Consider the following 25008-nt stretch of genomic DNA (forward strand, 5'->3'; position numbering starts at 1 on the left):
GAATCACATGGCTACGACCACACCAACGGGTGTGCGGGGCGGCCACGCCAAGCGCGGCGGCGACCCCGCTCCCGCGAGCGGTGCGCCGATGACACACCGTCAGATCATGGAGGCGCTCTCCGGGCTGCTGCTGGGGATGTTCGTCGCGATCCTCTCGTCGACGATCGTCTCCAACGCCCTCCCGGAGATCATCTCCGACCTCGGCGGCGGCCAGAGCGCCTACACCTGGGTGGTGACCGCCTCGCTGCTGGCGATGACCGCGTCCACCCCGCTGTGGGGCAAGCTCTCCGACATCTTCAGCAAGAAGCTGCTGGTCCAGATAGCCCTGGTCATCTATGTCCTGGGCTCCGTGGTGGCCGGCCTCTCGCAGAACGCCGCGATGCTGATCACCTGCCGGGTCTTCCAGGGCATCGGGGTCGGCGGGCTCTCCGCCCTCGCCCAGATCGTCATGGCCGCGATGATCGCCCCGCGCGAGCGCGGCCGGTACAGCGGCTACCTCGGCGCGACCTTCGCCGTCGCGACCGTCGGCGGCCCGCTCCTCGGCGGTGTCATCACCGACACCTCGTGGCTGGGCTGGCGCTGGTGCTTCTACGTCGGCGTGCCGTTCGCGGTCATCGCGCTGATCGTCCTGCAGAAGACCCTGAAGCTCCCCGTCGTCAAGCGCGAGGTCAAGGTCGACTGGGGCGGCGCCTTCTTCATCAGCGCGGCCGTCTCCCTGCTGCTCCTCTGGGTGACCTTCGCGGGCGACAAGTACGACTGGATCTCGTGGCAGACGTACGCCATGGTCGGCGGCTCGGTGGTGCTCGGCCTGCTCTTCGTGCTCGTCGAGTCGAAGGCCAAGGAACCGATCATCCCGCTGCGGCTGTTCCGTAACCGCACCATCACCCTCGCCTCGCTCGCCTCGCTCTTCGTCGGGGTCGCGATGTTCGCGGGCACCATCTTCTTCAGCCAGTACTTCCAGCTCGCCCGGGGCAAGTCACCGACGATGTCCGGCGTCATGACCATCCCGATGATCGCCGGGCTCTTCCTCTCGTCCACGATCTCCGGCCAGGTCATCACCAAGACGGGCCGCTGGAAGATCTGGCTGGTCAGCGGGGGCGCGCTCACCACGGCTGGGCTGGCGCTGCTCGGCACGATCCGGTACGACACCGCGTACTGGCACGTGGCCGTCTACATGGCGGTGATGGGGCTCGGCGTCGGCATGATGATGCAGAACCTGGTCCTCGCCACCCAGAACCAGGTCGCCCCGCAGGACCTCGGCTCCGCCAGCTCCACCGTCACCTTCTTCCGCTCGCTGGGCGGTGCGGTCGGCGTCTCGGTGCTGGGCGCGGTGCTCGGCAACCGGATCACGCACTACGTGAAGGAGGGCCTGGCCGACCTCGGTCCGCAGGGCGCGGCCCTGGGCCATGCCGGTACGGGCGGCGGCGGCATCCCGGACCTCGCCGCGCTGCCCGCGCCGCTGCGTCCGGTCATCGAGGCGGCGTACGGCCACGGTGTCGCGAACGTCTTCCTGTACGCGGCTCCGGCGGCGCTGGTCGCGTTCATCCTGACGCTGTTCATCAAGGAGGTCGCTTTGAAGACCCGGTCCGGTGACGACAGCACCGAGAGCGCCGAGAGCGCCAACAGCACCGAGAGCGCGGAGAGCGTGACGGCCACCGCCGGGATCGCGCCCGAGCCGGTCGCGGCGAGCGCCGGAGCCACCGCGGCGGCGGCGATACCCGTGGCGCCGACCACGCCGACCGTCACGGCGCCGCTGATCACCGCGTCGGCCGGAATCCCCGGCTCCGCCGTCCGCGGCGCGGTGCTCGGCTCCGAGGGCGCCCCGGTGCCCCGCGCCGCCGTCACCCTGATCTCCCTGGCCGGGCGCCAGTTGGCCCGTGCGGTCGCGCAGGCCGACGGCGGCTACTCCCTGGACGCGCCGGGCGCCGGCTCGTACGTCCTGATCGCCTCCGCCGACGGCTTCCAGCCGCAGGCGTCCACGGTGGTCGTCGGGGACGAGCCGCTCGCGTACGACATCCTGCTCTCCGGTACGAGCGGCCTCACCGGGTCCGTGCGCGCCGCGGACGGCGGCGCGGCCGTCGAGGGCGCGATGGTCATCGTCACCGATGTGCGCGGCGACGTGCTGGCCACGGGGAAGTCCACCGAGCGGGGCGAGTTCGCGTTCGGCGAGCTGATCCCCGGCGCGGTGACGGTCGCGGTGAACGCGGCGGGCTTCCGTCCGCAGGCGCTGCCCGTGGAGATCGGCGGCCAGGGCGTCACCCGTATCGATGTCGCGCTCCAGGCCGGCGCCCTGATCCAGGGCACGGTACGGGCGGGCGCCGACCGGCGGCCCGCGCAGGACGCGCGGGTGACGCTGGTCGACGCGGCCGGGAACGTGGTCGCCACGGCGACGACCGGGGACGACGGGGCGTACGCCTTCGCCGACCTGGACTCGGGCGAGTACACGGTGATCGCGACCGGATACCCTCCGGTGGCCGGTGCGTTGACGGTCGCGGGGCGTGGCATCGACGGCCACGACATCGAACTCGCGCACCCCGGAGCGTAGTTACTCCCCCCGGCGTACGGGTGTCGGGCGCTACCCTGCCCGACACCCGTACGCCGGGGCCCTGTTGAGGGTGGCATCGGGATCGGCATGATCGAGGAGAGAACAGGGATGGGACTTCGGGGACAGGTACGGACGCGCGACGGCTGGGCGGTCCAGCACGCGATCGTGACCATGACCGACATGACGGGCACGCAGGTGCTGCGGGCCGGGGCGGACGAGGAAGGGGCCGTACGGGACGACTCGCCGCTCGTGCCGGGCCCGTACACCGTGGTCGTCACGGCCGTCGGCTACGCGCCGGTCGCCTCCACTGCGCTGGTCACCAGGACCGGGCGGGCGGACCTCGGCACGGTGACACTGGCCAGGCAGGGCGGTGTCGAACTGCCGCCGCCCGGGACATGGAGCATCGACCCGGCGCACTCGTCGGTGGGCGCGGTGGCCCAGCACCTCGGGATCTCCAGCGTGCGCGGGCGGTTCACCGACTTCGGCGGCCGGATCGAGATCCTCGACACCGGCGGCGGCCCCGAGCAGGCGCGCGTCGAGGCGGTCATCAACGCGGCGACCATCGACACCGGCAACGGGCTGCGCGACAAGCACCTCAAGTCACCGGACTTCCTCGACGTGGAGCGCTTCCCGCAGATCACGTACAGCAGTACGGGACTGACCCCGGCGGGCCCGGACCGCTGGAAGGTGCACGGCCGGCTGGCGCTGCACGGCGTCGTACGCGACCTGGACCTGGACCTGAGCTACCTGGGTACGGGCCCCGATCCGTGGGGCGGCGTACGGGCGGCGTTCCACGCGACGACGGAGCTGCACCGCGCGGACTTCGCCATGAACTACAACCAGGTCGTACAGGCGGGGATCGCCGCGATCGGGACCACGCTCCGCATCGAGCTGGAGGTCCAGGCGGTGCGGGGGGAGAACCTGCCGGGCGTATGAGGGCACCGGAACGCGGCCCCGGAGGTCCGCCTCCGGGGCCGTCGGCGTCATAGGGTGCGGACCATGGCACCGAACATCGCAACGAACACGACCGTGGATCTCGCCGGACTGCTGGAGTTCGTACGGCCCCGGCACCGCGCGATCCTGCTGACCACCCGCGCCGACGGCCGTCCCCAGGGCTCCCCGCTCTCCTGCGGGGTGGACGACTCGGGGCGGATCGTCGTCTCCACGTACCCCGAGCGCGCGAAGACGCGCAACGCCAAGCGCGACGAGCGCGTGAGCGTGATCGTCCTGTCGGACGACTGGAACGGCCCGTGGGTGCAGGTCGACGGTACGGCCGAGGTCATCGACTCCCCCGAGTCGGTCGAGCCGCTGGTGGAGTACTACCGGAACATCGCGGGGGAGCACCCGGACTGGGACGAGTACCGCGCGGCGATGGTGAAGCAGGGCAAGTCGATCATCCGCGTCACCCCGGAGCGCTGGAGCCCGCTCGCGACGGGCGGCTTCCCGGCGCACCTGGCGCCGTAGGTCTCCGGGTCGGTGCATTTCCGGGGCCGTACGGTTCCGGGGGTCGGGGTCCTGGGTCCGGGGGCCTGGGTCCTGGGGGGCCGTACGTCAGTCGTACGTCAGTCCCCGCGCCCGTCCCGGTCCCGGGCGGCGGCGCGGTCCCGCATCGCCTCGATGCCCGCCACCAGGAGATCCAGCGCGAAGGTGAAGTCCCGATGGCGCATCTCCTCGACCGTGTCGCCGCCGCGCGCCGCCATCATCTCGCCCGCGTTGTCGAACGACCCCTCGTACCCCGGCTGGTCCTCGATGGCCCCCATCGCCTGCCGGAAGTACGCGTCCTGCGACAGCCCGGCGTCCGCGCAGCGCTGGACGAAGTGGCCCTCGATGGTGCCGAATCCGTACACGAACTGGAAGACCGCGGCCAGCCCGCCCATCTGGTCCTGGCGCGCCAGTCCCGTACGGCCCAGGACCGCCTGGACCGCCGCGGAGAACTCCATCGAACGCGGGCCGATGTTCAGGAACTTGCCGACGAGCGGCGAGACCCAGTGGTGGCGGACCAGCACCGCCCGGTAGCTGGCGGCGAGTTCGCGGAGCTGGTCGCGCCAGTCGGCGTCCTCGTCCGTCAGGTCGGGGACGCGGACGTCGCCGAAGACCGCGTCCAGGGCGAGTTCGAGGAGGTCGTCCTTGGTGTCCACGTACCAGTAGAGGGACATCGCGGTCACCCCCAGCTCGGCGGCGAGCCGGCGCATGGAGAACTTCGCCGGGCCCTCCGCGTCGAGCAGCCGCACGGAGACGGCGGTGATGTGGTCGCGGTCGAGGCCGTGGGGGTGGTCCGTGCCCGTACGCGCGCCGGTACCCGTGCTGGTACCCGTGCCCGTGTGCGCGCCGGTACCCGTGCCCGTACTCGCGTTCCTGCGGCCACGGCCCGCCGGCTTCCCCTCCAGCCACACGCTGGTACGGACGGGGCGCTGGGCGCTGTCGGCTTCCGACACCATGGGTGAGCCTCCTCGTTTCCTCATGCTAGGCCGCCTCGGGCGGGGCGCCCGACGGAGCCCCTGACGGAGCGTCCGTACGCCCGTCCCTCCCCCGGTCCGTGCGCTCCGCCCTGCGCAGCAGCAGCGCCGCCAGCAGCCCGCCCGCGAGGACGGCCACGGCGCCGACGAGCTGGCTGGTCTCCAGCCCCCTGGCGAACGCGTCCGAGATCCGCAGCCGCTCCGCCGCGCCGTCCGCCGCCGCGAGCGCCGCCGGCAGCGACGCGGCGCCCACGGCCGCCGGTACGAGGGCGGCGAAGCGGGCGTTGAGGACCGCGCCCAGGACGGCGACGCCGAGGCCGTTGCCGAACTCGGCCAGCGTGCCGTTGATGCCCGCGCCGACCCCGGCCTTCTCCGGCGGGATCGCGCTCATGATGGCGTTGGCCATGGCCGGCATGGAGAGCGCCACGCCCGCGCCCATCACGACCAGGCCCAGCAGCATCCCGCCGTACCCGTGGGCGCCGAGCAGCGCGATCGAGGCGAGTCCGGCGGCCACCAGCGACATTCCGGTGGCGATGAGCCCCGGGGTGCCGATCCTCGGCAGCAGCCGCGCCGCGACGCCGAGGAGGTTGAGGACGATGACGGTGAGCGCGAGCGGCGCCGTCCGCAGACCGGCGTCGAGCGGCCCGTACCCCAGGACGAACTGGAGGTGCTGGGTCAGCAGGAAGAGCGAGCCGGTCATCCCGAAGGCGACCAGGACGGCGCCGCCGACCGCGCCGATGAAGCGCTGGTTACGGAAGAAGCGCATGTCCAGCATCGGATACGGGACGCGCAGCTCCCAGCGGACGAACGCGCCGAGGACGACCACCCCGACGGCGGCGGCGAGCAGCACCTGCCCGGACGCCCAGCCGTGGTCGGGGCCCGAGATGATCGCGTACACGACGGCGGTCATCCCGATGGTGGAGAGCAGCGCGCCGAGCAGGTCGGGGCGGTCGCCCTCCTTGGTCCTCGACTCGGGTACGAGCGCGACGACCGCGACCAGGCCGAGTACGGCGACGGGGATGTTGATCAGGAAGATCGCGCCCCACCAGAAGTGTTCGAGCATGACCCCGCCGAGCAGCGGACCGGCCGCGAACCCGAGGGAGTTGACCGTCGACCAGAGGCCGATCGCCTTGACGCGCTCGGTGTCGTCGAAGATCTGGACGACGACGGCGAGCGTGGTGGTGATCAGCAGCGCGCCGCCGACGCCCATCCCGGCGCGGGCGGCGATCAACTGCGCGCTGCTCTGCGAGAGTCCGGCGGCCAGGGAGCCGATCCCGAACAGCGCGAGCCCCGCGATCAGGAGCTTCTTGCGGCCGTAGCGGTCGGCGGCGTTGCCCGCGGTGAGCAGCAGGCCCGACTGGACGAGGGAGTAGGCGTTGACCATCCACTGGATGTCGGAGGTGGAGGCGCCCAGCTCGCGGGTGAGGGAGGGGATCGCGACGCTGAGGATGGTGTTGTCCAGCAGCACGGTGATCTGGGCGAGGCAGATGACACCGAGGATCAGCCAGCGCTGGGGATGACGGGCGGGGGTGGTCTGGTTCTCGGCGGTCGTCGCCGGCATGGGGACTCCTAGAACGCCTTGTACGGTGTATGGGACTCGCGTCGCCATACACCGTACAAGGGACTCTCTTACGCTGTACAGAGAGTTCTTCGGCCGTCCCTCCAGCGGGTGATCCCCGGGGTCACGCGGTCACGCCTTCTGCGTCAGGTCGTAGAGCGTCGTGCCGTCCACGGTGACCTTCTTGAAGGTGTCCTCCACCCACGTGGTGATGGAGGAGCTGCCGTTGCCGCCGGGGCCGCCGCCGCTGCCCGAGAGGAAGTAGTGGATCTTCCCGTCGGCCACGTACTTCTTGAACTGGGCGAGGGTCGGGGACGGGTCGCTGCCGTTGAAGCCGCCGATCGCCATGACGGGCTTCTCCGTGGCGAGCTGGTAGCTGGCGGCGTTCTGGGAGCCGATGGCCGCGGCGACCCAGGTGTAGTCGGAGGCGTTCTTCTTGAGGGCCGCCTCGACCTTGGTGGAGACGTTCTGGCCGTTGAGGAGGCCGCCCATGCCGCCGCCTCCCATGCCGCCGCGCTCGCCGCCCATGGCGCCACCGGGCATGCCGCCTGCCTGCTGCCGGCCGTTCTGGCCGGTCTGGTTGTTCTGGTTGTTCTGGCCGTTCTGCTGCTGGCCCGTCTGGCCGTTCTGGGTGGGGGGCTGGCCCATCCCCTGGCCGCCGCCACCGGTCGGGGGCTGGCCCATGCCGCCGCCGTTGCCCGTACCCGTACCGGTGCCCGCGCCCTGACCCGCGCCCTGGCCCGTGCCCTGCTGGCCGGGCATCCCCATGCCGCCGCCGTCGGCACCGCCGGGACCGCCCCCGGGGCCACCGCGACCGCCGCCCCCGCCGAAGCCGCCCATCGAGGCCGGGCCCGCCGTGACGATCGAGCCGGTGTGCGCGCTGTTGACCGTGTTCAGGGTGTACGCGAACGGTCCCGCCAGCGAGGCCGCGACCGCGAGACCGGCCGCGGCGAGCGCGAACCGCCGCCCCAGCTTCGCCGCGCACAGCAGCCCCAACGCGGCCACCAGACCGCCGACCAGCACCGCCCAGCGCAGCCACGGCAGGTAGTCCGAGGCCCTGCCGAGCAGGACGAACGCCCAGACCGCGGTCCCCGCGGCCGTCACCGCCAGCGTCACCGACGCCAGGATGTGCGTCCGCTCCTCCCACAGCACCGAGACGCCCATGCCGATGACGGCGGCGATGTACGGGGCCAGGGCGACCGTGTAGTACTGGTGGAAGATGCCGGCCATGAAGCTGAAGACGCCCATCGTCATCAGCAGCGCGCTGCCCCACACGAGGAACGCCGAACGCGCCGTGTCCGTACGCGGGCTCCTGCGGGTGATGACGAGTCCGGCGACGAGCAGGATCAGCGCGGCGGGCAGCAGCCAGGAGATCTGGCCGCCGACCTCGGAGTTGAACATCCGGCCGAGGCCGGTCTCGCCCCACATGCCGCCACCGGCGCCGCCTCCTCCACCGCCGACGCTGCCGGTCTCGTTGCCGCTGATGCGGCCGAGGCCGTTGTAGCCGAAGGTCAGTTCAAGGAAGGAGTTGTTCTGCGAGCCGCCGATGTACGGGCGGGAGGACGCGGGCCACAGCTCCACGATCGCGACCCACCAGCCGCCGGCCACCACCATCGCGCCCGCAGCCAGGGCGAGCTGGCCGAGCCTGCGCCGTACGGACGTGGGCGCGCAGACCCCGTACACCAGCGCCAGCGGCGGCAGGATCAGGAACGCCTGGAGCGTCTTCGTCAGGAAGGCGAAGCCGACCGCGACACCCGCCCACACCAGCCACTTCGTCCGGCCGGCCTCCAGCGCGCGCAGCACGCAGTAGACCGTGACGGTCATCAGCAGCGCGAGCAGCGCGTCCGGGTTGTTGAAGCGGAACATCAGCGCGGCGACCGGCGTCAGCGCCAGCACGACGCCCGCGGTGAGCCCGGCGACCGGGCTGAAGCGGCGGCGTACGGCGGCGTACAGCACCGCGATCGTCCCGACGCCCATCAGCACCTCGGGCACCAGGATCTGCCACGAGCCGAGACCGAAGAGCCGTACGGACAGGGCCATCGGCCAGAGCGCGGCCGGCGGCTTGTCGACGGTGATCGAGTTCGCGGCGTCGGAGGAGCCGAAGAAGAACGCCTTCCAGCTCTCGCTGCCCGCCTGGACCGCCGCGGAGTAGAAGGAGTTGGCGTACCCGGAGGCGCTCAGGTTCCAGAGCTGGAGGAGCGCGGTGGCCAGCAGGAGGGCGAACAGGGCCGGGCGCACCCAGGCCGGGTCCTCCTGCCTGCCCCGCCAGATGCGGGCGGCGCGGCCGGCGCCGGCGCGGTGGACGGGGCCGTCCGCCGCCGGCGCGAGCCCGTCGGGCTGAAGGGTCGTGGTCATCGGGCGTTCCTTGAGTAGAGGGCGGCGGAGTCGGCGTGGCTGTCGATGGAGCCGTCAGCAGGGCCGTCGGCACGAAGGTGATCGTCGGTACGGAGCTGGTCGTCGGTACGGAGCTGGTCGTCGGTACGGAGCTGGTCGTCGATACGGAGCTGGTCGTCGGCGCGCCGGTCCGGGAAGACCCAGGCGCGCAGGAGCAGGAAGCGCAGCACCGTCGCGGCGAGGTTGGCGGCGATCAGCACGGCCAGCTCGGTGGAGTGCGCGGGGTTGCCGGTGGCCGCGTCCAGGGCCGCCAGCGAACCGCTGGTCAGCGCGAGACCGATGGCGAAGACGACCAGGCCCTGCGCCTGGTGGCGGACGGCGCCGTCCCGGCCGCGTACCCCGAAGGTGAGCCTCCGGTTGGCGGCGGTGTTGGCGATCGCCGAGACCAGCAGCGCGGCGGCATTGGCGAGTTGCGGACCCGCCATGGCGCGGAAGAGGGAGTAGAGGAGGAGGTAGAAGAGCGTGGACAGGGCGCCCACGACACAGAAGCCGACCAGTTGCCGGGCGAGACCGCCGGGCACCCCGGGCAGCCGGCGGTCCCTCGGGTCGTCCCCGAAGGGCCGCGCCAGCCGGTCCAGGGGCAGCGCGCCCACCGCGAGCGCACGCCCCACGCGCCAGACGCCCTTCAGGTCCTCGGTCGCGGTGCTGATGATGTTCACCGTGCTGTCGGGGTCGTCGATCCAGTCGACCGGCACCTCATGGATCCGCAGCCCGGCGCGCTCGGCGAGCACCAGCATCTCCGTGTCGAAGAACCAGCCGGTGTCCTCGACCATCGGCAGCAGCCGCTGGGCGACATCGCGCCGTATCGCCTTGAACCCGCACTGGGCGTCACTGAACCGGGCCGACAGCGAGGACTTGAGGATGAGGTTGTAGGCCCGCGAGATGAACTCGCGCTTGGGCCCGCGCACGACCCGCGAGGACCGGGAGAGCCGGGACCCGATCGCCAGATCGGAGTGCCCGGAGATCAGGGGGGCGACCAGCGGCAGCAGCGCGTTGAGGTCGGTGGAGAGGTCCACGTCCATGTAGGCGAGGACGGGCGAGTCGGAGTGCGACCAGACGGTACGGAGCGCCCTCCCGCGCCCCTTCTGCTCCAGGCGGTACGCCCGTACCTCCGGCAGCTCCGCGTCCAGCCGGGCCGAGACCTCGGGGGTCCGGTCGGTGCTCGCGTTGTCCGCGATCGTGATGCGGAAGCTGTACGGGAAGGTACGGGCGAGGTGGTCGTGCAGGCGCCGCACACATGGTTCGAGGTCCTGCTCCTCGTTGTAGACGGGAATGGTCACGTCGAGTACGGGGGCTTCGGTCACCTCGACCGGGAGATGCTCCCGGGCCGGGAGGGTGCCCCATGAAGTGTCGGTTCGCATGGTGAGAACACTCGCGAGGCGGGCTGTCACGGCCGTGTGGTGAGCCTGTGCCCTGTCTGTGAGTCGTACACGGAGTCACTCGCGTACGGCTGCGTACGGCTGCGCGTACGACGACCCCTGCGGCGGCACATGCGGGAGCCGTACGGAGAAGACGGTCCTGCCGGGCACGCTGTCGACCGTCACGGTCCCGCCGTGCGCGGTGACGACCGCCTGGACGATCGCGAGACCGAGCCCGGTGGACCCGGCCGCGCGGGAGCGTGAGGCGTCGCCGCGCGCGAAGCGTTCGAAGACATGGGGAAGCAGCGTGGCGGGGATCCCGGGCCCGTCGTCCTGCACTTCGAGAACGACGAAGGAGCCCTGCCCCGGCCGCCCCGGCCGCCCCTCGCCACATCTGCGTACACGAGCGACGACGGTGGTGCCGGGCGGGGTGTGCGTACGGGCGTTGGCGAGAAGGTTGACGAGGACCTGATGGAGCCGGGAGCCGTCGCCGTGCACGGTGGCGGGCGGTTCCTCCGGCCCCGGCAGCTCCAGGCGCCAGTGGTGGTCCTGCCCGGCGGCGTGCGCGTCGCTCAGCGCGTCCACGACCAGCGGGGAGAGGTCGGTGGTCTCGTACGAGAGCGGGCGTCCCGCGTCGAGCCGCGCGAGCAGCAGCAGGTCCTCGACCAGCCCGGTCATCCGTTCCGCCTCGGCCTCGATCCGGCCGAGCGCGTACCGGGTGTCGGGGCCGGTCTCCTCCCGGCCGCGCCGGGTCAGTTCGGCGTAGCCGCGGATGGAGGCCAGCGGCGTACGCAGCTCGTGGCCCGCGTCGGCGACGAACTGCCGTACGCGCGTCTCGCTCTCCTGCCGGGCGGCGAGCGCCGAACCGACGTGCCCCAGCATCCGGTTGAGCGCGGCGCCGACCTGCCCGACCTCGGTACGGGGATCGGCCTCGGCGGCGGGGACCCGTACCAGCGGGGCCACCTCACCGCTGTGCAGCGGCAGTTCGGAGACCTGGGTGGCGGTGGTGGCGACGCGCCGCAGCGGGCGCAGGGCGACCCCGACGAGAGCGCCACCGGCGATCCCGGCGGCGACGAGGCCCGCCAGGGTGACGCAGACCTCCACGAGGACCAGGATGTTGAGGTTGTCCTGGACGTCCTTGAGGGGGACGCCGACGAGGAAGTCGCCCTTGGGGCCCTCGATGTACGTGACCCGGTAGTCACCGAGTCCGGGCAGCGTGACCGTGTGCGGCTTGCTGTCCCGCGCGACGGTGGCGAGGCCGGCGCTCTGCGCCGAGGTGAGGTCCTTGTTCGACACGGGAGGCCACGAGGTCGAGCTCTTCTGCTCGTCGCTGACCAGCCCGCGGCCGACCGTACCGTCGGCCGACACCACCGCGCCGACCGTCCCGAGCGGCGCGCCACCGCCGGTGACCACCTCCAGCGGGTCCATGTCGACACCGGGCATCGCGCCGGGCGGTGGACTGCCGTTGCCGGACCCGGGTTTGACCCCCGCCGCGCGTCCCGCGACGGCCTGCACCTGCTGGTCCAACTGGCCGTACAGATAGGAGCGGAAGGCGATCGTCGTGACCGCCCCTATCACCGAGGCGACCACGGCGATCAGCGCGACCGCCGACACCACGAGCCGGGTCCGCAGCGACCAGCGCCGCCCCTTCATGCCCCGCGGGCCCTTCGCCTTGTCCGGACCGCTCATCGGGGGGCGTCACCCGGTTCGCCGGGCTTGATCAGATAGCCGGCGCCGCGCCGGGTGTGGATCATCGGCGGGCGACCGGCGTCGATCTTCCGGCGCAGGTAGGAGATGTACAGCTCGACGACGTTGGCCTGGCCGCCGAAGTCGTACGACCACACCCGGTCGAGGATCTGCGCCTTGCTCAGCACCCGGCGCGGGTTGCGCATCAGGTAGCGCAGCAGCTCGAACTCGGTCGCCGTGAGGTGGATGGAGTGACCGTCGCGGGTGACGTCGTGGCTGTCCTCGTCGAGCGTCAGATCCCCGACGACCAGCAGCGACTCGCTCCGTATCGCCGCCGCCCCGGAGCGCCGGATCAGCCCGCGCAACCGGGCCACGACCTCCTCCAGGCTGAACGGCTTGGTCACGTAGTCGTCGCCGCCCGCGGTCAGCCCGGCGATACGGTCCTCGACGGAGTCCTTCGCCGTGAGGAAGAGCACCGGCACCTGCGGCAGCTCACGGCGCAGCCGGCCGAGGACGGCGAGGCCGTCCATGTCCGGCAGCATCACGTCCAGGACCACGGCGTCGGGCCGGAACTCACGCGCGCCGCGCACGGCGCCCGCCCCGTCCCCGGCGCTGCGCACCTCCCAGCCCTCGTACCGCAGGGCCATGGAGAGCAGCTCGGTGAGCGACGTCTCGTCGTCGACGACGAGGACGCGGACGGGGCTCCCGTCCGGCCTGAGCATTTCGGTACGCCCGCGGGGCGAGGTGAGGGTCATGGTGCTCACCTTGGGGAGGCGCTCTGAGAGAGGGCTTTCCGCTTCCTGTGAATTCCCTGAGAATGCGCGGACGCGCGCTCAGGCATCCGTGCCCGCGACGTCGGGTCCGAGGCCGACGTCGGGCCCGAGTCCGACATCGAACCCGAGGCCGACATCGGGTCCCTGCGCCCCTCGCAGCCCGAAGAGCCGCACCCCGTTCCCGTGACAGACCGCGCGCAGCCACTCGTCGCCGAGACCGAGCCGTTCCAGGGCTTCGAGCTGGTGGACGTACGGGTAGGGCAGGTTCGGGAAGTCCGTCCCCAGCAGGATCCGGTCGCCGAGATCCGCGAGCCGCGCCCGCGCCGCGACCGGGAAGGGCGCGAGCCGCTCGCTGAAGTCCGTACAGGCCATCGTGGTGTCGAGCCGTACCTCACCGTACCGATCGGCGAGATCCAGGAAGTCGGTGTACTCCGGCATCCCCAGATGCGCGACGACCAGCCTCAGCCGCGGATGCGCCGCCAGCAGCCGCCCCACCGGCTCGGGCCCGGTGTGCTTCCCTGGCACGGGACCGGACCCGCAGTGCATCACCACCGGGACACCGGCCTCGGCGAGCAGCCCCCAGGCGGGTCCGAGGAGCGGGTCGTTCGGGTCGTACGCCCCCACCTGGACGTGCGCCTTGAAGATCCGCGCGCCGCCCTCGACCGCTTCCCGTACGTACGCCTCGACGCCCTCCTCCGGGAAGAGCGTGGCGGTCCGCAGACAGTCGGGCGTACGGTCGGCGAAGTCGGCGGCCCAGGTGTTCAGCCAGCGGGCCATGCCCGGCTTGTGCGGGTAGACCATCGAGGTGAAGGCGCGCACGCCGAACGCGCGGAGCAGGGCGAGGCGTTCGGCCTCGTCGTGGCGGTAGGTGATGGGCCATTCCCGGCCGACGAGGGGCCCGGCGGAGTCGAAGTAGGCCCACACCTTCGTGAGGACGCGTTCGGGCATGAAGTGGGTGTGGACATCGACCAGGGCGGGCACACCGACCCGCTCCCGGAACCGCCGTACGGCGCCCGCCTCGTCGACCAGTTCGCCCCCATCGCCCCCATCAGAAAAGCCCATCCTGCACATCACCACCGTCACCACCGTCACCACGAATATCCACGACAGGCACAGTGACAGCACCCGCGCTCGCCACCAGTTCCCAGCCACTCATGAGCCGCGTATCCACCACAACCACCTCCGTCACCTCCGTCCTCTCCATCTCGTCACCTGTGGGGGCGAGATGCAGATCGGGCCCGGCGGCGGCGACCAGCCGGCCCGCGACGCGCCCGCCGTCGACCAGTTCGCCCACTACCCCGGCGACGACCGACGTACCCGCTTCCCCATCCCCCAGCCCGAACACTCCGGCGTGATCGACAACGGCGCACTCCACCCGTTCCAGCGACTGCGGCCACCCCTCCAGCGCCACCGCCCGCGCATACAGCCGCCCGACCTGGCCCGCCCGCTCGGCCGGCCCCGGCAGCGCGTACCGTACGGCCCGCTTCGCCGCGTACGGGACCCGGTCCGGCACCCCGAGCCCCCGGCGCACCAGTTCCTCCGTCCGCCGCGCGGCCATCAGCGGCCCCCGCCCCAGCCAGGAGAACGCCACGGCGCCCTGCTCCAGCAGCCGCGCGGACCCGCGCTGCTCGGCGGTGATCCCGACCTTCACCATGCCGGGCCCGAACCACGCCAGATAGACGCGGTACGTACGCGGATCGTCGGCCAGCGTGTCGGCGGCCACGGAGTGCGCCCGCTCCAGCCGCGCGCACTCGGCGCACCGGCCGCCCGTACTGCGCCCGGGGATCAGCGCCCCCAGGGGACACACATTCCCCCGCGCTCCGGCACACCGACGCGCCCCGACAGCACGAAACCCCAGGTCACGCCCGTACACCAGACCACTCTCACGCCGCTCCCCACCCCGCCGCCACCGCAGCACGGGCGCCCCGCCGACCCACCGCAGCCCGTCACACTCCCACGCCATCCGCACACCTCCTCGCGTCCGCTCCGACTGACAGAATGCCGGTTTCCGCATCGGCACTGCCGCAGCCAGACAGCGAAGGCGACCGCATGACGACAACCACCGGAACCAAGAACGGCGCCCCGCCGGGCCCATTCATCCGCTTCCAGAGCCCGACCCGCAGCCCACGCTGCCACTTCCCCGGCATCTTCGCCCTGGCCAACGGCCTCGCCAGAAGCGGCGCCCTCACCGACGAGCAGTGGCGCTTCTGGCGGTCGGGCAACGACTGGTACGACGCGAACTACCCCGACCCGTCAACCGTCGACCCACTGGTCTACGACGCCGAACTGCACCCGGGGGCGGTCGCCTGGTTCAAGTCGTCCGCCGAGGCAGCGGAGTTGATCGCACGCGTGGACGGCTACCTGGAACTCCTCACGGCCCACGGCGTCCCCTGTCACGAACTGCACTCCACGGACCCGGGCCGAGTGATCTACGAGGACGCGTACCAGGTGGTGGTGGTCCCGTACGGCCCGATCCCCATCCAGGAGTGCCCGCCGGGGTGACCCGACGTCCCGCTGCCGGAACGGCGACTGCTTCCCCGCGCCGGCGGGGTCCACGCTGATGGCCAGGCCCGAGTCGCCGACGGCGGGAACGTTGATCGTCACAGGCACGGTACGGAAGTGGGTCTCGTCGGGCGGAGTAACCACGAGACGTTCCGGCCGCAGTTGATGCAGCGATATCTCCGTACGCTCAACCCTCGCCCCTCACCTCGGGTGAACGCCCCTGAGAGTCCTCCCCCGTTGGTTCTCGAACGGTCGGGCACGACAGGAACACGGGCGCCTCCGCGCCCAGCTTGCTCTCCGGTTGCGGACTGGAACGGTGGTCACCGGGGGAAGATTCAAACACCACCCGCCGCGTTGCAAGGGGGAGCCATATGGACGCGGACACGGTCACCGCTGTTGCAGCGACGGTCATAGCGCTCGGCTCTCTTTGGATCAGCTACACACAGACCAAGGACAGCAGACGACACAGCCGCCAGTCGGTGAAGCCTCTGCTCCAGATACGCCGTGTGAAGGAGTACGAAAGCACTGAAGCAGAACTAAGGGTCGTCAATGCCGGTCTTGGGCCGGCCATCGTGACGAGCTCGGTGGTGCGGTTGGACGGGGAGCCCATTGGACAGTGGGACTACAACACGCAGCAACGCGTATTGAGCTCATTCCCGACGCGCCCCAAGGCATACTCGTTGCGCCCGGGCGCCGTGGTGTTGGCCGGACAGACCGTTGTCCTGTTGTCTCTGGACGAGTTCAGTGATGACCAGCATGGCTGGTTCTGGGAACTCATCACCCGGCGCCTGGTGATCGAGATTCGTTACGAATCCCTTTATGGCGGCGAGAACTTCAGCGTCACGCCACCAGAATTCTGAAGTGGCTGCCAGCCCGCCATGTTGAAGGCGCCCATCGGGCCGGTCGGAGACGTGATCGACATAACCCGCGAGTACGTAGGCTCCAAGTACCCGGTACCACCAAGTGTTCCGACGACTTACAGGTCAACCCACGTTCGACTCATACGGCGTCGAACCGACAGACGATCCGACGGAGTTCTCCGGCGCTCCGAGGCGAAAGGGCCTGCATCACCGTGTCGAGAAGAGCGCGGGCCTCAAGAGGATCGCCGCAGCAGTACCAGTGCACGCCGCCCCACTCGTCGTCGTGCCAAAGATGGCGCTCGGGACGGCGAACGTACTCCTTCCACAGGCGCACGGCCGCGCTGACGTCCCCGGGCCGCAGGTAATTGCGGCTGCACTCAAGACGGAAGATCTCGGACAGAGCCCGCGAAGACAGGCCGTCGACAACTGGCGTCGCAGCGGGAATCGGGCGTCGAGAAGCACCGACCCGGATATGTCGCGGCCGTCTACGCGGCATGGACCTTTCGGTTCGTCGTCATGCCGTACATGGTCCCACGATCTCGTCCAGGTGCGCTCGGCGAGCGCCAACTTCCCTACCCGTACGGCACTTCGTCACCTCACGCTCCGAACCGGCAAGAAGCCATCGACGACTGAGGTCAAGAAGGCTACGGAGGAGCCGGCGTCCGGGGACCCGGTCATGGAGCAACGGCGCGGGCCAGGAGCGTTCCGATGTGTCCAGGATGAGGCGCGTCGAGGACTTCCACGTCGGCCGTGACGAACCCGGCCCGGGTGAGCAGGCGCTCCCAGACAGCAGGGCGGTAGCTGTAGCGGTAGGTGTACATCGCTTTGCCGGCGAAACCTCCCTTGTACATGCCCTGTGGCCCGTAAGCGCCGGGGATGGCCGGAGGCTGCGAGAAGACGAAGACGCCACCGGGGTTGAGCCGCTGGCGGACAAGCGGGAAGAGGCGGCTCGGGTCGGTGAACCAGGCGGCTCCGAAGATCGAGTAGACGGCGTCGTACGCGTCCTCGTGCTCGCTCAGGTACTCCAGGACCTCGGAGCACACAAACTCCGCGCCGACGTCGGCCCACTTTGTGGTGGTCTTCTTGACCATGACAGGCGACAGGTCAACGCCCGTGGCAGCGATGCCGCGTTGAGCGAGGCAGGCGAGCGCACGGCCGGTGCCGCAGCCGATCTCCAGGACGGACAGCGGGTTGCCGAGCAGCTCTGGGCCAGGTCCGTGACCGGCGTACTGGGTCCAGCAGAAGTTCGGCTCGGCGTCGTCCTTGAAGGCCGAAGCGGCGTAGGTGTCCCACAGCTCCGTCTCGGCGACGATGTCGTGTTGTGCGGGCACGGCGATTCCTCTTCGAAAGGGCTGTGCCCCTGTCCTCCGGTGGGCCGAGGACAGGGGCCGGCGCAGGACCGTTCAGTGGCTGTCGGGGACCTTGTTGTCGCACGGCGAGCAGTCCGTGCCGTCGACCGTCCACAGCTCCTCGTCGACGCCGAAGCCGATGGACTTCAGGAAGTCCGCCGTGCGCAGGCACAGGCCGTCGCGGCGGCGCTCGATGAACGGGGCGTGGTGCTTGTAGCGGCCCTCGTTGTACACGTCGCAGAGGGCCCACCACACCGGCGTGTCGAGGATGAGCTGGTGAACGCCGATGTCGACGAGCCTGCCGACGCCCAGGTGGACCTCAGGGTGCTCCATGCAACCGATGGTGTACATGACGGCGTTGCCGAGGACGCGTTCGGCCATGTCGCGGACCATCATGTGGTCACGCAGCAGCAGGGCGACCTCGCGATCCCAGAGGGTCATGTCACTGTCCAGGACGTTGATCGTCAGGTGCTTGATGTGGGGCTGGACGGCGTTGAGGAGTTCCTTCGGGTCCCGTGTGCGGGTGATCGTGGGTCGGTCGAGCGTGACGGTCATGGACTACTCCTTCGGAGAGAGGTCGTGTCGTACCGATTCGAGCCCGCCCCGTCTGCCGGCCTGTCCATGCCTGGACGCGCGGCGCGGACGCCTTGCGGATCCCGTTCCAGCGAGGGCTCATACGTGACCTGGCCGGACCGGCGTCCTGGGTGGGGCCTGGCGGTTGTAGCCGTGGCACGGGCAGGTACAGCGGGGCACGGGCAGGAGGCCGGTGCCCCAGGGCAGAGAAATGTCCTCCGCCTGGCGGCACTCCGCGTGGAGGTCCTCGTCATCGGGGCGGAGAGCGACAGCGAGGGCCGCCCGCAGGGCCTCCATGGCCGTGAAGGGATCAACATCGTCACGTGCTGTGACCATGGACAGGACTGTAAGGACTCGGAGTTACTGGCCGCGATGCGATGTTCTCGAATGTTCTCCCAGTCCGACCGAATGTTCCTGTCTGGTCTCACACGAGAGGGTGCACGCTGTAGTGCGGACACATCAGCCCCGGTGATGCTGATGGTGACCAGGCCACACACCATGGGAGGCGACCGTGGCACGACGACTCCGCTTCAACGGCACCGACAGCAAAAACGGTGGCTGCCCCGCCGTTCACGAGGATCTCGACTCTGGTGAGATCCTCGTCCAAGGAACACCTCTCACCGACCCCGAGGACATCGCCCAGCTCCAGCATTTCGGCCCCGGGGATGTGGCAGTGGTCGTGCCGCGTGAACTCCTCGTCAATCACGGGCCCAAGGAGGTCACCCGCGTGCCCAGACTGATCGACCCGGAGGAGTTCGGGCGGCTCTTCGAGACGTTCGCGCACTCGGCTTGGCACCTGGAGACACGGCGGAGCTACGCATCGGACCGGGAGGACCCCGGCTACGCGGAGTTCCTTGCGACCGGTACGGCCCCCTGCGACCTCGACAGCGAGTGGTGTGCGAACATCCGCCGGCAGACGTCCGGCGGCACGTACGTGGGGCGGGTCCGCGTCGTCGACGACCCGCCGACCGAGGGACAGTTGTTCCTGCTCGACTACGCCAAGTGCAACGCGGCCACGGGCGAGGACGTGCGGAACCTGTGGCGCGAGGACGCGGAGCGGCTCCGGCTGCCCGCTGAAGACGTCTGGATCTTCGACAGTCGATTGGTGGCCGTGCTGCGCTTCGACGACGAGGACGCCTTCCACGACGTCGAGGTCATCACGGAGCCGGCCGAGGTCCTGCGGTACTGCCAGGTCCGCGACGCCGCAGTGCACGGCTCCCTGCCGTACGACGAGTTCGCGGCGCAACTCAGCGCCGACTGCTAGCGAGCGGAACCAGTGAGCACAGACTTCCAGCAGGCCAGGGAGGCCCTCGGGCTGCGCTTGAGGGAACTCCGGCTGTCGGCCCCGGAAGGACGGCTCACCGGTACGCAACTGGCTCAGCGACTCGGCTGGCCACACTCCAAGATCTACAAGCTGGAGAACGGCCGGCAGACCGCTACCAGCGAAGACCTGAGGGCCTGGGCCGGAGGTGTCGGCCGGCCGGACGTCTTCGATGAACTGGACGCCCGGCTGAAGGGCTTCGAGTCCCACATCCGCTCCTGGCGCCGACAACTGGCCGCCGGGCACCGGCCCGTGCAGGACAGTTGGAACCTTGAGGTCGGGCGGTCCCAGGCCATCCACGCCTGGGAGGAGTCTGTCGTTCCTGGCATGCTCCAGACGGCCGACTACGCGTGGCACATCTTCCTGCGATACGCGGACCTTCAAGGTTCGGTCCGCGACACAGATGCCGCGGTCCGCGCCCGCATGAGGCGCCAGGAGTGGCTGTACGAAGCAGGCAGGAAGTTCCACGCCTTGGTGTGGGAGGCGGCCCTCCACGCCCTGATCTGTCCTCCGCCCGTCCTCGCCGCCCAACTCGACCGACTCGCGGGCACCATCGGCATGGACACCGTGGAGCTGGGGATCATCCCGCTCGGCGCCTCCCTCAAGATCCCGACGGCCAACGGCTTCTGGATCCTGGACGACAGGCTCGTGATCGCCGAGGACTGGCATGCGGAGCTCTGGCTCGACGACGCCGACAGCGTGGCCACCTACCTGCGGGTCTGGGCCACACTCCAGGAGTCCGCCGTGTACGGCGTTGACGCACAGAACCTCATCAGTGCGGTACGACGAACGTTGCGCTCACGCTGAACCCGACGTCCGAAACCTTGTCTCTGAAGCCTGGGCGCGCCTTGTAGCCGCGATCCGCGCCGAACGCGAAAGGCAAGGGTTCCTGCAAGAGGAACTCGCGAACAGGGCTGAGGTCTCCGTCGGAACCGTGCCCAACGGCGAGCCGGGAGGCACAGCGAGCGTCAGATCTACCCCTATCTGCCCCTACGGGGTCAGCCGAGATACGGCCGCTCACGCCCACAAGCCCGGTGATCTCCACGTCCAGGTCCGTTTCCTCCTTCACCTCATGGACGGCCGTTCCCGGGAGCGAGTCGGCCATCTCCATGCCGCCACCAGGAAGCGCCCAGAGATCGTTGTGCCGTCGGCGCTGAAGGAGCATGCGCCCTTCGTCGTCGGTAACCACGGCGGACGCGGCGACCACCAAGCTGTTCGGCTCAGGTGCTTCTGGGGCGTTGTAGTACTCGGTCCGTGCCATGGTCACCCGGCCGCCGTGGCCGTGCAGGCACAAGCAGCGCACGACGGACCCTCGCCACGGAGCATTGCGGAGGACAGGTACCGCCTCCACTATTGGTCAGATCGACGCTAAGTGGTCGGCTCCGGAAGTCCTTCGGGGGTTGACCCCGGGACGGGGCGTCTGTCGGGTGTCGCCGAACTCCTGGCCGGCACAGCCGTTGACGATGGCTGCTACCGCCAGTCCGGATGGCCACGGCCATCACCGACCGCCTGGCCGGCCGCGGGCTCGATGTCATCACTCCCGCGCCAGCGGATCGCGCGTTCGTCCACCAGGTCATCTTCAACGGACACACCCGGAGGTGCGTCAGACCAAACGGTTTGGGCGTTGTTCTCAGTCCGCGCGAGGGAACATGCGCTCGACGGCGGTCACCAGTGCGGCGCGGCGGGCGGCGATGGAGGGGTCCACGGCCTGGTCTGCGGCAGCGGCGGCGATTTCGGGCTGGCCTGCCCAGGTCATGGCGATCTGGTTGATCAGGGCGAGGACGTCGACGGGGTCCCAGGCCGGGTCGAGCAGCCCGATGCGCTGCGCGTCGCGGAGTTGGTCGAGCTTGCCGGCGATCGTGGCCTGGAGGGGGCTGGTGGGGTTGTCTGCGGGCTCGGCCAGCTCCAGGCGGCCCCACACGATCAGGCGGTAGTGGTCCGGACGTGCCGTGAAGTGGTCGAAGAGGATGCCGGCATAACCGGGCAGGTCGGCCGGGTCCAGCCGAGTGGCCTCGACGAGTGCGGTCGTCTCGCGTTCGGCGACGTACGCGTAAAGGGCTTCCTTGCTGCGGAAGTAGGCGTAGACACGTTCCTTGCTCGTCCTGGCCTGCTTGGCGATGCGGTCCACGCGGGCGCCGGCGATCCCGTGCCGGGCGAACTCCTCCTTGGCTGCGGCGACGATCCGCTGGCGCGTGGAGTCGGCGGACTCGCCCGCGATGGCGGTGTCCGAGGTCCGGCCAGGATTGGTGGAGCGAGGCATGAGCCCAGGATAAGCGACCGAACCGTTCGGTTTTGCGTTGCACTCCAGACAAGCGTAGAGTCACACCGAACAGTTTGGTTTGGTCAGCTATGGGCTGCCGACATGACACGAGGAGCGATCTCATGCAGCACCGCACCCTGGGACAGCAGGGACTGCGCGTCTCCGCGCTCGGACTGGGCCTGATGGGGATGTCCCTGGCCTACGGCCCCTCGAACGACGAGGACGGCATCTCCACCATCCGCCGCGCCCACGAACTCGGAGTCGGCTTCTTCGACACCGCCGAGCTGTACGGCCAAGGCACCGGCAGCAACGAGACGCTGCTCGGCAGCGCAGTCAAGGACTTCCGCGACGAGGTCATCCTGGCCACCAAGTTCGGCTTCGACATGACCAGCAAGACGCTGGGGAGCGGCGTCAACAGCCGCCCGGAGAACATCCGCAAGGTCGCCGAGAACAGCCTGCGCTACCTCCAGACCGACCGCATCGACCTCTTCTACCAGCACATCTCCGACCCCGACGTACCGGCCGAGGAGGTCGCCGGCACTGTCGGTGACCTGATCGCCGAGGGCAAGGTGCAGTACTTCGGCCTGAGTAACGTCGGCCCGCAGTACATCCGCCGCGCCCACACCGTCACCCCGGTCACAGCCCTTCAGTACGAGTACTCGGTCTTCGAACGCGAAGTAGAGGACGAGATCCTGCCGGTCCTGCGAGAGCTGGGGATCGGCCTGGTACCGTACTCGCCGCTCGGCCGCGGCTTCCTCTCCGGCGTGGTCAAGCCCGCTGACGAGTATCCCGAGGGCGACATGCGCCGCTGGGACGAGCGCTGGCAGGGCGAGAACTACGCCTACAACCTGAACGCCGCCGAGCAGCTCCGAAAGCTCGCCGCCACCAAGGGCATCACCCCCGCCCAGCTTGCCCTGGCCTGGCTACTCACCCAGGGCGAGGACGTAATCCCGATCCCGGGCACCCGCAGCGCCACACGTCTGGAGGAGAACGTCGGCGCCACCGACGTAGAACTCACCGAGGCCGACCTGGCCCGTATCCGGGAGATCCTTCCCCAGGGTTCCGCAGGCAGCCGCTACCCGGCCTCGATCATGGCTGGCTTCCGCACGGACTGACAGCCCGTACACCAAGTTCGGCGGTCCCGGGCATGCGGCGGCGAGCAGCGGCGGCATGTCCTCCCGGGCGGGGCTGTGACCGGGGTCTGTGCCCACGTGCGCACCAGCCACGGCGCGCCCTGCTCCTCCTGATCAACCTCAAGGTCAACCGCTGACGGACGATCCGGCGGGGTGCCGGGGTGCGACAGGCAGGGCTTCCCAGAATGCGGGCGGCGAAAAACCACTTCTACAGATTGGCCTGCCTGTCTTGTCTGTTGCCCAGGCCCGTGCGACAGCCTCGACCCCCGCCGAGCGCGAGCGGCTGAAGAGGATGGCCTACGGTCAAAAGACCGAGCACCGCTGCGTATGCGGGCTCAGGTGGTCCTGCACGCGGCGCGTAGGCGCTCCAACGCGCGCATCGCCCGTGAGACCGGATTACACCTGGACACCGTGCGGACCTGGCGGAACCGATTCGCTGCGCTGGGACTCACTGGGCTAGCCGACCGCAAGCGCTCCGGCCGTCCGCCCCGCTTCACCGCCTTGCAGGTCGCCCAGGTCAAGGCCCTGGCCTGTCGGCTTCCCCTTCGACGCCGGCGCGCCACTGTCGCGTTGGTCGTGCCCGGAGCCGGCCCGCGAGGCCATGGCGCGAGAGATCGCCACGTTCGTGTCGGCCTCCACCGTGCGTCGCCGGCTCACCCAGGACACCCTCAAGCCCTGGCAGCACCGATCCTGGATCTTCATCACCGACCCTGCCTTCCGCCCCAGGGCCGAGCGCGTGCTGGACCTCTACGCCCGCACCTTCAACGGCAGGCCGCTCGGTGCGGACGCGTACGTCATAAGCACGGATGAGAAGACCTCCACCCAGGCCCGCTGCCGCTGTCACCCCACCCTCGCAGCAGGGCAGGCGAGGGCGATGCGAGTGAACCAACACCTACGGCCGCGGCGGAGCGCTGACCTACTTGGCCGCCTACGACGTCCACCACGCCCGCGTGTTCGGCCGCACCGAAGCACGCACCGGCATCGACCCGTTCATGGCTCTCGTCGCTCAGGTCATGAGCCAGGAACCGTACACGAGCGCAAAACGCGTGTTCCGGGTCGTCGACAACGGCTCCTCCCACCGCGGCAAGAAGGCCGCAGACCGGCTGACCGCGGCGTTCCCGAACACGGTGCTGGTCCACACCCCGGTGCACGCCTCCTGGCTGAACCAGGTGGAGATCTTCTTCTCCGTCGTGCAGCGCAAGGTCGTGGCGCCCCATGACTTCACCGACCTTGCCCAAGTCGGGACGGCACAGCCGTTCCAGTGGAAGTTCCCCCACTCCGACCTGGACGATCTGCTGGCCAGACTCGACCGGCACACCGCTGATCACCCAGAAGAATCCTCCGTCGCGCCGGCAGCTTGATCAACCCCCGAAGGACTTCCGGAGCCGACCACCAAGTGACCGAACTCTGCTGCCTTCGAGGTTCGTTCTGGGATGCTGAGGGCCGATCGAGAGGGGCCGCAGCGATGCAGTGGAAGATCCACGGTGAACGTCCGATCTACGAAAACAGTTGGGTGAACCTGTGGCTCACCGACGTCGAGACGCCGGACGGGAACCGCTGGGAGCACCACGTCGTCAAGCTCCGCCACCTGGCCGTGGCCGCTGTCGTCAACGGGCGGCGCGAGGTCCTGATGATGTGGCGGCACCGCTTCATCACGAACGCCTGGGCATGGGAGCTGCCCATGGGTCTGGTCGAGGAAGGAGAGACGCCGGCCGAAGCGGCAGCCCGCGAGGTCTTGGAGGAGACCGGCTGGCGGCCCGGCCCGATCAAACCGCTGATCTACGCCGAGCCTGCGAACGGGATCACCGATTCCCAGCACCACGTCTTCCGGGCCGACGGGGCGACGTACGAGGGTCCGCCGACCGAGAAGAACGAGTCGGACCGGATCGAGTGGATCCCGCTGGCCGACGTGCGGGGCATGATCGACCGGCGCGAGATCGTCAGCAGTGGCTCCCTCGTCGGGCTGCTCTACGTGCTCATGGACGAGGCGATCCGCTGACCTGACCGGGGCAGCGCGTCCCGGAGCCGGGACTCGAAGGCCACCACTGCCGGTTCCCGGCGGAGGGGCTCCAACTGCTCGCAAAACTCCCGAATGCGGCCGGCGACCCGCTCCGAGATGAGGGGTTCAGCGAGGGCGGCTTCGCCCAGGCGGCCGTACGCGACGCCGGTGTCCACGATCAGCTTCGGCTCGCCGAAGTAGGCGACCCAGGCCGGGTCCGGATCGCCGGTGCTGATCCGGC

General features: G+C 70.0%; 23 protein-coding genes. 11 read left to right on the plus strand and 12 right to left on the minus strand.

The annotated features are described in order from the left end of the window. Window positions 1–7: 7 nt before the first annotated feature. From ACIO3P_RS11380 to ACIO3P_RS11390, 3 genes are all read left to right on the plus strand, one after another. Window positions 8–2545 carry an MFS transporter gene (locus ACIO3P_RS11380; protein ID WP_329828317.1) on the plus strand — a complete coding sequence of 846 codons (2538 nt, stop codon included), beginning with the start codon at window positions 8–10 and terminating at the stop codon, window positions 2543–2545. A gap of 108 nt (window positions 2546–2653) precedes the next feature. After that, window positions 2654–3481 (plus strand): YceI family protein, encoded by an 828-nt coding sequence (locus ACIO3P_RS11385; RefSeq protein ID WP_401848990.1) that lies wholly within the window; start codon window positions 2654–2656, stop codon window positions 3479–3481. A gap of 63 nt (window positions 3482–3544) precedes the next feature. Then, window positions 3545–4009 carry a PPOX class F420-dependent oxidoreductase gene (locus ACIO3P_RS11390; RefSeq protein ID WP_114626809.1) on the plus strand — a complete coding sequence of 155 codons (465 nt, stop codon included), beginning with the start codon at window positions 3545–3547 and terminating at the stop codon, window positions 4007–4009. Window positions 4010–4107: 98 nt separating this feature from the next. On the opposite strand, the gene ACIO3P_RS11395 is transcribed toward ACIO3P_RS11390, so the two are convergent. From ACIO3P_RS11395 to ACIO3P_RS11430, 8 genes are all read right to left on the minus strand, one after another. Then, window positions 4108–4983: a TetR/AcrR family transcriptional regulator gene (locus ACIO3P_RS11395; protein WP_401848991.1), complete on the minus strand. Its 876-nt coding sequence runs from the start codon at window positions 4981–4983 to the stop codon at window positions 4108–4110. Between the two features lie 25 nt (window positions 4984–5008). Then, window positions 5009–6562, minus strand: a complete 1554-nt coding sequence (locus tag ACIO3P_RS11400) for an MFS transporter (RefSeq protein ID WP_401848993.1) — start codon at window positions 6560–6562, stop codon at window positions 5009–5011. A 129-nt stretch (window positions 6563–6691) separates the two neighbouring features. Continuing rightward, window positions 6692–8914 carry a glycosyltransferase family 39 protein gene (locus ACIO3P_RS11405; RefSeq protein ID WP_401848995.1) on the minus strand — a complete coding sequence of 741 codons (2223 nt, stop codon included), beginning with the start codon at window positions 8912–8914 and terminating at the stop codon, window positions 6692–6694. Then, window positions 8911–10314 (minus strand): glycosyltransferase, encoded by a 1404-nt coding sequence (locus ACIO3P_RS11410; protein ID WP_401848996.1) that lies wholly within the window; start codon window positions 10312–10314, stop codon window positions 8911–8913. The genes ACIO3P_RS11405 and ACIO3P_RS11410 overlap by 4 nt, the downstream gene beginning before the upstream one ends. A gap of 75 nt (window positions 10315–10389) precedes the next feature. Beyond that, the gene (locus tag ACIO3P_RS11415; RefSeq protein WP_329828311.1) at window positions 10390–12000 is read right to left on the minus strand and encodes a HAMP domain-containing sensor histidine kinase; all 1611 of its coding nucleotides are present in this window, start codon (window positions 11998–12000) and stop codon (window positions 10390–10392) included. Next, the gene (locus ACIO3P_RS11420; protein ID WP_329828310.1) at window positions 11997–12752 is read right to left on the minus strand and encodes a response regulator transcription factor; all 756 of its coding nucleotides are present in this window, start codon (window positions 12750–12752) and stop codon (window positions 11997–11999) included. The genes ACIO3P_RS11415 and ACIO3P_RS11420 overlap by 4 nt, the downstream gene beginning before the upstream one ends. 78 nt (window positions 12753–12830) lie before the next feature. After that, window positions 12831–13832 carry an amidohydrolase family protein gene (locus ACIO3P_RS11425; protein ID WP_401848998.1) on the minus strand — a complete coding sequence of 334 codons (1002 nt, stop codon included), beginning with the start codon at window positions 13830–13832 and terminating at the stop codon, window positions 12831–12833. Further along, window positions 13819–14733 (minus strand): DUF2797 domain-containing protein, encoded by a 915-nt coding sequence (locus ACIO3P_RS11430; protein WP_401848999.1) that lies wholly within the window; start codon window positions 14731–14733, stop codon window positions 13819–13821. The genes ACIO3P_RS11425 and ACIO3P_RS11430 overlap by 14 nt, the downstream gene beginning before the upstream one ends. 86 nt (window positions 14734–14819) lie before the next feature. On the opposite strand from ACIO3P_RS11430, the gene ACIO3P_RS11435 reads away from it, so the two are divergent. Next, window positions 14820–15272, plus strand: coding sequence for a hypothetical protein (locus ACIO3P_RS11435; RefSeq protein WP_401849001.1), 453 nt, complete (start codon window positions 14820–14822; stop codon window positions 15270–15272). A gap of 371 nt (window positions 15273–15643) precedes the next feature. Next, window positions 15644–16132 (plus strand): hypothetical protein, encoded by a 489-nt coding sequence (locus tag ACIO3P_RS11440; protein WP_401793742.1) that lies wholly within the window; start codon window positions 15644–15646, stop codon window positions 16130–16132. A 674-nt stretch (window positions 16133–16806) separates the two neighbouring features. On the opposite strand, the gene ACIO3P_RS11445 is transcribed toward ACIO3P_RS11440, so the two are convergent. Together ACIO3P_RS11445 and ACIO3P_RS11450 are read right to left on the minus strand one after the other, a co-directional pair. After that, on the minus strand, window positions 16807–17463 hold the full coding sequence (locus ACIO3P_RS11445; RefSeq protein WP_401849003.1) for a class I SAM-dependent methyltransferase: 657 nt from the start codon (window positions 17461–17463) through the stop codon (window positions 16807–16809). Window positions 17464–17535: 72 nt separating this feature from the next. Then, a complete protein-coding gene (locus ACIO3P_RS11450; protein WP_401849005.1) occupies window positions 17536–18036 on the minus strand; it encodes a hypothetical protein in 501 nt (166 codons plus the stop codon). A 529-nt stretch (window positions 18037–18565) separates the two neighbouring features. On the opposite strand from ACIO3P_RS11450, the gene ACIO3P_RS11455 reads away from it, so the two are divergent. Beyond that, complete coding sequence (locus ACIO3P_RS11455) at window positions 18566–19318, plus strand: DUF6879 family protein (RefSeq protein ID WP_401849006.1); 753 nt, start codon at window positions 18566–18568, stop codon at window positions 19316–19318. Window positions 19319–19330: 12 nt separating this feature from the next. Then, entirely contained in the window at window positions 19331–20182 is an 852-nt protein-coding gene (locus ACIO3P_RS11460) for a helix-turn-helix domain-containing protein (protein WP_401849008.1), read from the plus strand. Here ACIO3P_RS11460 and ACIO3P_RS11465 read toward each other — a convergent pair. Then, window positions 20148–20636, minus strand: a complete 489-nt coding sequence (locus ACIO3P_RS11465; protein ID WP_401849010.1) for an NUDIX domain-containing protein — start codon at window positions 20634–20636, stop codon at window positions 20148–20150. The two genes, ACIO3P_RS11460 and ACIO3P_RS11465, sit on opposite strands and share 35 nt — an antisense overlap. 369 nt (window positions 20637–21005) lie before the next feature. Beyond that, the gene (locus tag ACIO3P_RS11470) at window positions 21006–21635 is read right to left on the minus strand and encodes a TetR family transcriptional regulator (RefSeq protein ID WP_401849011.1); all 630 of its coding nucleotides are present in this window, start codon (window positions 21633–21635) and stop codon (window positions 21006–21008) included. Between the two features lie 122 nt (window positions 21636–21757). Between ACIO3P_RS11470 and ACIO3P_RS11475 the strand changes: the two genes are divergently transcribed. The 4 genes from ACIO3P_RS11475 (at window position 21758) to ACIO3P_RS11490 (ending at window position 24767) form a co-directional block, all read left to right on the plus strand. Then, window positions 21758–22750 (plus strand): aldo/keto reductase, encoded by a 993-nt coding sequence (locus ACIO3P_RS11475; protein ID WP_401849012.1) that lies wholly within the window; start codon window positions 21758–21760, stop codon window positions 22748–22750. 345 nt (window positions 22751–23095) lie between these two features. Continuing rightward, a complete protein-coding gene (locus tag ACIO3P_RS11480) occupies window positions 23096–23578 on the plus strand; it encodes a helix-turn-helix domain-containing protein (protein WP_401849013.1) in 483 nt (160 codons plus the stop codon). A 110-nt stretch (window positions 23579–23688) separates the two neighbouring features. Then, complete coding sequence (locus ACIO3P_RS11485; RefSeq protein WP_401849014.1) at window positions 23689–24129, plus strand: transposase; 441 nt, start codon at window positions 23689–23691, stop codon at window positions 24127–24129. Between the two features lie 104 nt (window positions 24130–24233). Then, window positions 24234–24767, plus strand: a complete 534-nt coding sequence (locus ACIO3P_RS11490) for an NUDIX hydrolase (protein ID WP_401849016.1) — start codon at window positions 24234–24236, stop codon at window positions 24765–24767. Window positions 24768–25008 lie beyond the last annotated feature (241 nt).

Origin of the sequence: Streptomyces sp. NPDC087310 (assembly GCF_044744405.1) — a bacterium.
In the GTDB taxonomy this organism is placed as follows: Bacteria; Actinomycetota; Actinomycetes; order Streptomycetales; family Streptomycetaceae; genus Streptomyces.

Coding starts and splice junctions, on each gene's coding strand:
- ACIO3P_RS11390 (WP_114626809.1), top strand. CDS start 3,545: ATGGCACCGAACATCGCAACGAACACGACCGTGGATCTCGCCGGACTG.
- ACIO3P_RS11490 (WP_401849016.1), top strand. CDS start 24,234: ATGCAGTGGAAGATCCACGGTGAACGTCCGATCTACGAAAACAGTTGG.
- ACIO3P_RS11465 (WP_401849010.1), bottom strand. CDS start 20,636: ATGGCACGGACCGAGTACTACAACGCCCCAGAAGCACCTGAGCCGAAC.
- ACIO3P_RS11470 (WP_401849011.1), bottom strand. CDS start 21,635: ATGCCTCGCTCCACCAATCCTGGCCGGACCTCGGACACCGCCATCGCG.
- ACIO3P_RS11380 (WP_329828317.1), top strand. CDS start 8: ATGGCTACGACCACACCAACGGGTGTGCGGGGCGGCCACGCCAAGCGC.
- ACIO3P_RS11425 (WP_401848998.1), bottom strand. CDS start 13,832: ATGGGCTTTTCTGATGGGGGCGATGGGGGCGAACTGGTCGACGAGGCG.
- ACIO3P_RS11450 (WP_401849005.1), bottom strand. CDS start 18,036: ATGACCGTCACGCTCGACCGACCCACGATCACCCGCACACGGGACCCG.
- ACIO3P_RS11420 (WP_329828310.1), bottom strand. CDS start 12,752: ATGACCCTCACCTCGCCCCGCGGGCGTACCGAAATGCTCAGGCCGGAC.
- ACIO3P_RS11395 (WP_401848991.1), bottom strand. CDS start 4,983: ATGGTGTCGGAAGCCGACAGCGCCCAGCGCCCCGTCCGTACCAGCGTG.
- ACIO3P_RS11480 (WP_401849013.1), top strand. CDS start 23,096: ATGCGGGCTCAGGTGGTCCTGCACGCGGCGCGTAGGCGCTCCAACGCG.
- ACIO3P_RS11410 (WP_401848996.1), bottom strand. CDS start 10,314: ATGCGAACCGACACTTCATGGGGCACCCTCCCGGCCCGGGAGCATCTC.
- ACIO3P_RS11405 (WP_401848995.1), bottom strand. CDS start 8,914: ATGACCACGACCCTTCAGCCCGACGGGCTCGCGCCGGCGGCGGACGGC.
- ACIO3P_RS11385 (WP_401848990.1), top strand. CDS start 2,654: ATGGGACTTCGGGGACAGGTACGGACGCGCGACGGCTGGGCGGTCCAG.
- ACIO3P_RS11435 (WP_401849001.1), top strand. CDS start 14,820: ATGACGACAACCACCGGAACCAAGAACGGCGCCCCGCCGGGCCCATTC.
- ACIO3P_RS11475 (WP_401849012.1), top strand. CDS start 21,758: ATGCAGCACCGCACCCTGGGACAGCAGGGACTGCGCGTCTCCGCGCTC.
- ACIO3P_RS11400 (WP_401848993.1), bottom strand. CDS start 6,562: ATGCCGGCGACGACCGCCGAGAACCAGACCACCCCCGCCCGTCATCCC.
- ACIO3P_RS11430 (WP_401848999.1), bottom strand. CDS start 14,733: ATGGCGTGGGAGTGTGACGGGCTGCGGTGGGTCGGCGGGGCGCCCGTG.
- ACIO3P_RS11440 (WP_401793742.1), top strand. CDS start 15,644: ATGGACGCGGACACGGTCACCGCTGTTGCAGCGACGGTCATAGCGCTC.
- ACIO3P_RS11415 (WP_329828311.1), bottom strand. CDS start 12,000: ATGAGCGGTCCGGACAAGGCGAAGGGCCCGCGGGGCATGAAGGGGCGG.